General features: G+C 62.6%; 9 protein-coding genes. 5 read left to right on the top strand and 4 right to left on the bottom strand.

Annotation, left to right across the window (positions count from 1 at the left end):
* Positions 1-384: glycosyltransferase family 9 protein (locus tag AAC083_RS12470; RefSeq protein WP_146181667.1), on the top strand; the 384-nt coding region annotated here is incomplete at its 5' end.
* A gap of 62 nt (positions 385-446) precedes the next feature.
* On the opposite strand, the gene AAC083_RS12465 is transcribed toward AAC083_RS12470, so the two are convergent.
* On the bottom strand, positions 447-1,235 hold the full coding sequence (locus AAC083_RS12465) for a glycosyltransferase family 2 protein (RefSeq protein WP_042034804.1): 789 nt from the start codon (positions 1,233-1,235) through the stop codon (positions 447-449).
* 241 nt (positions 1,236-1,476) lie between these two features.
* Here AAC083_RS12465 and waaF point away from each other — a divergent pair, with 241 nt between their 5' ends.
* Positions 1,477-2,592, top strand: a complete 1,116-nt coding sequence (gene waaF / locus AAC083_RS12460; protein ID WP_108536776.1) for a lipopolysaccharide heptosyltransferase II — start codon at positions 1,477-1,479, stop codon at positions 2,590-2,592.
* Position 2,593: 1 nt separating this feature from the next.
* On the top strand, positions 2,594-3,859 hold the full coding sequence (gene waaA / locus AAC083_RS12455; protein WP_108536775.1) for a lipid IV(A) 3-deoxy-D-manno-octulosonic acid transferase: 1,266 nt from the start codon (positions 2,594-2,596) through the stop codon (positions 3,857-3,859).
* Positions 3,860-3,928: 69 nt separating this feature from the next.
* Here waaA and AAC083_RS12450 read toward each other — a convergent pair whose 3' ends face one another.
* The 3 genes from AAC083_RS12450 to AAC083_RS12440 are packed head-to-tail and all read right to left on the bottom strand — an operon-like array spanning position 3,929 to position 6,003.
* Positions 3,929-5,185, bottom strand: coding sequence for a PTS ascorbate transporter subunit IIC (locus AAC083_RS12450; RefSeq protein ID WP_042034807.1), 1,257 nt, complete (start codon positions 5,183-5,185; stop codon positions 3,929-3,931).
* A 52-nt stretch (positions 5,186-5,237) separates the two neighbouring features.
* On the bottom strand, positions 5,238-5,525 hold the full coding sequence (locus tag AAC083_RS12445; protein ID WP_108536774.1) for a PTS sugar transporter subunit IIB: 288 nt from the start codon (positions 5,523-5,525) through the stop codon (positions 5,238-5,240).
* A 34-nt stretch (positions 5,526-5,559) separates the two neighbouring features.
* The gene (locus AAC083_RS12440; protein ID WP_042034808.1) at positions 5,560-6,003 is read right to left on the bottom strand and encodes a PTS sugar transporter subunit IIA; all 444 of its coding nucleotides are present in this window, start codon (positions 6,001-6,003) and stop codon (positions 5,560-5,562) included.
* 250 nt (positions 6,004-6,253) lie between these two features.
* Between AAC083_RS12440 and AAC083_RS12435 the strand changes: the two genes are divergently transcribed.
* Entirely contained in the window at positions 6,254-7,273 is a 1,020-nt protein-coding gene (locus AAC083_RS12435) for a LacI family DNA-binding transcriptional regulator (protein ID WP_042034809.1), read from the top strand.
* A gap of 32 nt (positions 7,274-7,305) precedes the next feature.
* A partial coding sequence (locus AAC083_RS12430) for an alcohol dehydrogenase catalytic domain-containing protein (protein WP_181364735.1) occupies positions 7,306-7,732 on the top strand: 427 nt, incomplete at its 3' end.

Genomic DNA, 7,732 nt, shown 5'->3' with positions numbered 1-7,732 from the left:
ACGGCGGGGCCGGGGGAGGAGAGGGTCGCCGAACAGCTGGCAGCCGAGCTGCTGGCCCACGGCGGCAACGGCTGGATCTACCGCTCTGACGAGGGGCTGCCCACGTTCTGCCAGGTGATGGCCAATGCCGCCCTGTTCGTGGCGGGCAGCACGGGGCCGTTGCATATAGCGGCGGCGCTGGATGTGCCCACTGTAGGGTTCTTCCCGGCGCACCGCTCGGCCACCCCGCTGCGCTGGCGTCCGCTCAACAGCGAGGGGCGCCACCTGGCGTTCAGCCCGCCGGAAGACAGCGATCATCCGCAAGACATGAGCCAGCTCGATCCCAAGACAATGGCGACGGCGATCGCTCGCTGGGCACCGCCCTTCTGGCGGACAGAGCGCTGACAGATGCAGACAGGGCCCCGAGGGGCCCTGTCTGATCATGGGGGTTGGCTCGACAGTCGGGATTATCGGGGGGGCTGATCCGGCGCCTGCGGCTGCTGGCGGATCCAGAGGTCGGCGTACTTCACGAAGGTGGAGTGGGCCGACAGTATGGCCAGCAAGAGTCCCTGCTTGCCATCCAGGAAGCCTGCTTTGAGCAGGTACATCTTGAGGAAGCAGCCCAGCGCATGCACCAGTCCCTGGCTGAGGGAGCCCTTCTTGCCACGGGCGGTGCGTTGATCTGCCCAGGCTCTGGCATAGCTGGCGGACTTCACCAGATAGTGCTCCAGATCCCGATAGGTGAAGTGGAGCAGGTCACCATGGAGATTGACGATCTTCATGTTGGCACGCACCTCCACCTTTTCGTGCACCAGCACCTCGTTGTAGCTGGTCAGTGTCTTGGGGTAGAGGCGCAGCACTCGATCCGGATACCAGCCGCTGTGGCGGATGAAACGGCCAAACACCCAGGAGAGGCGGGGGATCGAGTAGATGGTATCGCTGGCCGGGTTGGCCATGACGGTGGCGATGGCCGCTTTCAGCTCAGGGGTGAGCCGCTCGTCGGCATCCAGCCACAGCACCCACTCTGACTGGACATGGGATTGGGCGAGCCGGCGCTGGCGACCGAAGCCCGGCCATACCGGGTTGACGAAGAAGCGGGCGCCAAATTCGGCGGCGATGGCAGGGGTTTCGTCCTGACTGCCTGAGTCCATGATGACGATCTCGTCCACCAGGCCATCGAGGGAGGCGAGGCAGGCTCTCAGGTTTTCGGCTTCATTCTTGACGATCAGGACGGCCGCCAGGGTCGGTTTTTTCACGGATTAAGGACTCTTGTTGGCGCCCGGCGGGCGGGCCATGCTCGAATTGGCGCCCATTCTAGCCTAAAACGGCAGGCGGAGCATGGTTCCGGCACCCGCTGTGTGTAGTGTTCAAACAGACTCTTTTTTGGCGTGAGCGCGTGTGATACGGGGATCTTCTGTTATTTCTCGGGCCATTCTTCGGGCATAATCTCGGCCAGTAATGATTAACCGCAGGGCTTGGCCCCAAGAGACGCGTGAGATGAAGATATTGGTGATCGGCCCCTCCTGGGTCGGCGACATGGTGATGTCCCAGAGCCTCTACAAGGCGATCAAGGCCAATCACCCTGACAGCGAGTTGCATGTGATGGCGCCCGCCTGGTGCGTCACCCTGCTGGAGCGGATGCCGGAGGTGGACAAGGCGATCACCATGTCCCTTGGCCACGGTGACTTCAAGTTGCTGGCGCGCCGTCGCCTCGGCAAGCAGCTGGCGGCCGAGAAGTACGATCAGGCCATCATCCAGCCCAACTCCATGAAGTCGGCGCTGATCCCCTGGTTCGCCAGGATCCCGGTACGCACCGGCTGGAAAGGGGAGCACCGCTTCGGCCTGCTCAACGACCTGCGCAGCAACAAGTCAGCCTTCCCGCTGATGGTGGAAGCCTATCTGGCGCTGGCCTATCCCAAGGCGCAGATGAAGAGCCGGGCTGATATTCCCGCCATTCCCCGCCCCTCGCTCAATGTTGACCTCATCAATCAGGGCAAGGCGCTGGACCGGCTCGGTCTGGATCGCGCCCGTCCCGTGCTGGTGCTCTGCCCCGGGGCCGAGTTCGGTCCGGCCAAGCGCTGGCCGGAAGGGCACTACGCCGTGGTAGCGCAGAAGCACCTGGATGAGGGCTGGCAGGTGTGGATCTTCGGCTCCGGCAAGGATGTGCCCGTAGCCAACACCATTCGCGACCGGATCAACCCCTTGTCGCGCCCCAACTGCCACGTGCTGGCGGGCAAGACCAGCCTGTATGAGGCGATTGACCTGATGGCGCTGGCCAGCCGGGTCATCGCCAACGACTCAGGCCTGATGCACATCGCCGCCGCCCTCAACCGGCCGCTGATCGGGGTTTATGGCTCCACTTCGCCGCTCTACACGCCGCCGTTGGCCGACAGGGTCGAGATAGTCCACACCGATATAGCGTGTCGCCCCTGCTTCAAGCGCACCTGCAAGTTCGGCCACCTCAAGTGCCTGATCGAGCTGATGCCGGAACAGGTGATAAAGGCGGGCAGGCGGCTGGAGTGTGGTGAGTCGCCGGCTCAACCGATAGTGTTGCAAGTGGGCGAGCCACCGCACTTCGTTTCCGACCCGGGCAAGCGCTCGGAGCCGCAATAGCATGCTCTCTCGGCTGCTCTACAACCTGCTGATCCACTTGGGGTTGCCGCTGGTGCTCCTGGCGCTCTACAAGCCGAAGAAGGGCAAACCCGGCTTTGGCAAGCGCTGGGCCGAGCATCTGGGACGGACGCCCGCTAGCGGGCAAGAGGCACCGCTCTGGATCCATGCGGTGAGCGTGGGGGAGACGCTGGCCATCACGCCCCTTATCCGGGCCCTCAAGGCCGAGCGGCCGGACTTGCCTATCCTGCTCACCACGACCACCCGCACCGGCGCCGAACAGGCGGCCAGACTCGGCGATTTGGTGGTGCATCGCTACGCGCCGCTCGACTCCCCCTGGGCGGTGGCCGCCTTCCTCAAGCGCATAAAGCCGCGCGCTCTTTGGGTGATGGAGACTGAGCTGTGGCCGAACTGGCTGGTGGCCTGTGAGACGCGCCACCTGCCGGTGACTATCATCAATGCCCGTCTCTCTGAGCGCTCTTGCCGGCGTTATGCCCGCTTCCAGGGAGCGTTCGACGCCCTCAGCCGGCCGCTGACCCATCTGCTTTGCCAGCATCAGGATGACGCCGACCGTTTCGCCCGTCTTGGCATCGACCGCGCGCGACTGGCGGTGACCGGTTCCATCAAGTTCGACCTCCAGCTGGGGGACGAGGTGCAGGCCAGAGGCCGAGCCCTGCGCCAGCGCCTGGGACAGAACAGGCCGGTCTGGATCGCCGCCAGCACCCATCAGGGGGAGGACGAGCAGGTGCTGGTGGCGTTTGACGAGGTGCTGCAACACCATCCGCAGGCTGTGCTGATCCTGGTGCCGCGCCATCCGGAGCGTTTCGATCGGGTGGCCGAATTGTGCGCGCCTTACGGCTGCGTGCGCCGTACTGGCGACGCCCCGATCCGCGAGACGGACAAGGTCTATCTCGGCGATACCATGGGCGAGTTGCCGCTGATGCTGGCGGCGGCCGATGTGGCGTTTGTCGGCGGCAGTCTGGTGAAGGTGGGTGGCCACAACCTGCTGGAGCCGGCGGCGCTGGGCAAGCCTTGTCTGATCGGTCCCGCCTACTTCAACTTCAGTGACATCACCCGCCAGCTGGTGGCTCAGGGTGGTGCTGCCCTGGTAGACGATGCTGCCGCGCTGGGGGAGAAGGTGAGCGCGCTGCTGGCCGATGGAAGCGAGCGTCGTCAGATGGGCGAACAGGCCCACGCCGTGGTGCTGCGCAATCAGGGGGCGCTGGCCCGTACCCTCTCCCACTGCCTTGCCAACCTGGAAAACGACTGAATCCGGGCGGATGGGCACGAAAAAAACGGAGCGCGATGCGCTCCGTTTTGTTTTTGACAATGGCCGGGATTAGCGAACGATCAGCCCAAGCAGTATGCCTACCACGCCGAAGTCGGCATCGCTGAAGGTGGTGTTGGCAAAACCGAGATCGCCCAGCACCGGCAGCAGGAACACCGGCAAGAAGGTGATCAGCAGGCCGTTGGCGAAAGCGCCAAGCAGGGCACCGCGACGGCCACCGGTAGCGTTGCCGAACACCCCGGCCGCCGCGCCGACGAAGAAGTGTGGCACTACGCCCGGGATGATGACAGTCAGTCCCAGCAGATAGAGCAGCACCATGCCTGCCAGACCGGCGGTGAAGCTAGACAGGAAGCCGATCAGCACCGCATTGGGGGCGTAGGGGAAGACGATGGGGCAGTCGAGCGCCGGTTTGGCGTTCGGTACCAGTTTGTCGGAGATCCCCTTGAAGGCCGGCACTATCTCGGCGATCACCATCCGCACCCCTTGCAGGATGACGTAGACGCCAGCTGCGAAGGTGATGGACTGCATCAGGGAGAACATGAACCAGTGCTTGCCCTTGGCGACGCTGGTGACGAACTCGGGGCCGGCGAAGGCGGAGGTGATGAGGAAGATGATGCCCATGGTGAAGGAGATGGCCACCGGGGTATCGCGCAGGAACAGCAGGCTTTTGGGCACCTGCACCTCTTCACTGCTGTGGGCCTTGTTACCGAATTTGGCACCGATCCAGCCGGCCAGTACGTAGGAGATGGTGGAGAAGTGGCCCAGGGCCACCTCGTCGGAGCCGGTGATCTGCTTCATGTAAGGGTGGGCGAGGGCCGGGAACAGCACCATGGTCACGCCGACCACCAGGCTGCCGACCGCGATCAGCGGTATGCCGCTCATGCCACCGGCGGAGAGGATAGCCGCCACCATCATGGACATGAAGAGGGTGTGGTGACCGGTCAGGAAGATGAATTTCCACGGGGTGAGGCGGGCGATCAGTATGTTCACCAGCATGGCGAAGAACATGATCATCGCCATCTCCTTGCCGAACGACTGCTGGGCGATGGAGACGATGGCTTCATTGTTGGGAACCACCCCCTTGATGCCGAAGGCGTGCTGGAAGATGACGGCGAAGTCACCCAGCGAGTTCACCACCAGGGTGGCACCAGCCCCCAGAATGACGAAACCCATGATGGTCTTGACCGTGCCTTTGATGCACTCGGTCACGGGTTTTTTCTGGGCTATCAGGCCGATGAGCGCGATCAGGCCGACCAGCACGGCGGGCTCCGACAGCACGTCAAACATCAGAAAATTGAAAAATTCCATGGTCAGCTCCAATCAGATGGAAGAGGCGGCCCGCAGGCCGCATGGTGGATCCTTAGAGTGCGCCCAGTTCGCGCAGGGCGATGGAGAGCTTCTCTTTCATGGCGGCCTTGTCGACCATGTTGTCTAGGGACACCAGCCGGCCGTTGATCCCCATGCTGATGAGCTGCTCGGCGATGTCGCGGGTGGCCACGAACATCTCGGCGGTTTCACTGCCGGCAGAGGCGAGATCCCTGTGATCCACCTCGGCCGTCACGGCCAGCTCCTTGAGGATGCTCTTGATGCTCATCTCCATCATCAGGCTGGTGCCCAGGCCGTGTCCGCATACAACCAGAATTTTCATCGTCTCTTCCTTTGTCAGGGCGCCTTGGCGCAGTTCAGTAACGCGCCAGGATGCGCAAAATGTCATCTTTGGTGTCGGCCGCTATGATGGCCGCCACGTCCTCTTCATTCATGAACAGCTCGGCCAGCTGGGCAATGGTCTCCACGTGAGAGTTGCTGTCGCTGGCGGCCAGGGTGATCAGCAACTGGATCGGGTCATTGCCCTCAGATCCGAAATTGACCCCGGTTTTCAGCACTGTCAGCCCCAGACCCAACCGGTTGACCCCATCCTCGGGGCGAGCGTGCGGCATCGCCAGGCCCGGGCCCAGTACGTAGTAAGGGCCGAGCTCCTCGTGGGAGCGAAACAGCGCCGCCACGTAGGAGGGCTCTATGGTGCCGTTGGCCAGCAGGGGGCCGGTAGCGAGCTCGATGGCATGACGCCAGTCGCGGGCACCCGCTTCGATGGAAATGACCTCTTCGGTCAGCAATTGGGTCAGCATGGCAATGTCCGGCTGGATAAGATGGCGCCAATCTAGCGATCTTGCTGCGTGGAAACTGTGAGGATGATCGCGAAAGTTAGCGCTATCAGGTAGCGCTAACATGAAACTGTGATAGCGCTATCATTTCATCCATTAACGGGAGTCATCTTGCCCCCGTGATCCGGGAAAGAGGGTAGAATCGGCCCTGAGCAAATAGTCTGTGCCGCACTTTTGTCTTAAAGTGGGCTGCCGCAAGTCGAGGATGGGATGGATGTTAGAAGCAAAGAAGCGCCGTAGCACGGGTCGGGTGACCCTCAACGATGTGGCTCAGCTGGCCGGAGTGGGTGCCATGACGGTCTCCCGGGCCCTGCGCACTCCCGAGCTGGTGTCAGACAAGATGCGCGAGCGCATCGACGCCGCGGTGGAAGAGCTCGGCTATATCCCCAATCGGGCGGCCGGGGCGCTGGCCTCGGGTACCTCCCATGTCATTCTGGTGATAGTGCCAAGCCTGCTGGATCGCGCCAGTGCCGAACTGATGGCCGGATTGCAGCCTGGGTTGATGAAGGTCGGTTATCAGCTGGTGCTGGGAGATGCCCAACACCTGCGCCAGCAGAGCGAACAGCTGGAGCACCTGCTGCAGTACAACCCGGCTGCCGTGATCGTGTTGGGTTGCCTTGAGTCGCCAGATGACAAAGCGCTGTTGCGGCAGAGCCGCTTGCCGGTAGTCGAGGTGGGAGCACTGGTGCCACATCCCATGGATATCTGTGTAGGCGGCTCCAATCAGGAGGCTGGCTATCGGTTGACTCGTCATATGATCGAGCGAGGCTACCGCAATATCGGTTTTCTCTGTGCCCGCCAGGAGCAGTGGATGCTGCAGCAGCGGATGCGCGGCTGGCAACAGGCGATGCTGGAGAGCTATCTCTCGCCAGATATGGTGATCAATACCTCGGAGGCTCCCAGTTTCAGCACGGGGGCGGCCATGCTGGGTGAGTTTCTGTTGCGTTGGCCAGAGCTGGACGCGCTGATCTGCGTCAACGACGAGCTGGCGGCTGGCGTGCTTTTCGAGTGTCAGCGGCGACACCTGAGCGTGCCCGGCAAACTGGCTATTGCCGGTTTCGATGACTCTGATGTCGCCAAGGCCTGTTATCCTGCTCTGACATCGGTACATATTCCCTATCGCAAAATGGGCAGCATGGCTGCCGAGCTGATCCTGCGCAAGCTGGCTGGCGAGGCGCTGCAAGAGTGCACCCAGCCACTCGAGTTTGAATTGCAAAAGCGCCAAAGCAGCTGATCGCCGTTTCACACGTCATCAAAGAGGCAACCATGTTCAAGGCCCTGTTACTGGAAAATCAAGACGGCAAGACTGTACCGACTCTGACCCGGCTGGCAGAGAGCCAGCTTCCGGAAGGTGAAGTGCGGGTGGCGGTCGCTTACAGCTCCATCAACTACAAGGACGGACTGGCCATCACCGGCAAGGGCAAGATAGTGCGCCAGTGGCCGCTGGTGCCCGGCATCGATTTCGCCGGTACCGTGCTCGAATCTGCCGACAGCCGTTACCAGCCTGGCGACAAGGTAGTGCTGACCGGCTGGGGCGTGGGTGAAGGCCATTGGGGTGGCATGGCCGAACAGGCGCGAGTCAAGGGTGACTGGCTGGTGCCGTTGCCCGCCGGGCTGGATGAGCGGCAGGCCATGTGTATCGGCACCGCCGGTCTCACCGCCATGCTCTGCGTGCTGGCGTTGGAAGAGGCGG

The organism is Aeromonas sp. HMWF014 (genome assembly GCF_963878295.1).
Lineage (GTDB): Bacteria > Pseudomonadota > Gammaproteobacteria > Enterobacterales > Aeromonadaceae > Aeromonas > Aeromonas popoffii.
This window is presented reverse-complemented; position numbering and strand designations above follow the sequence as displayed.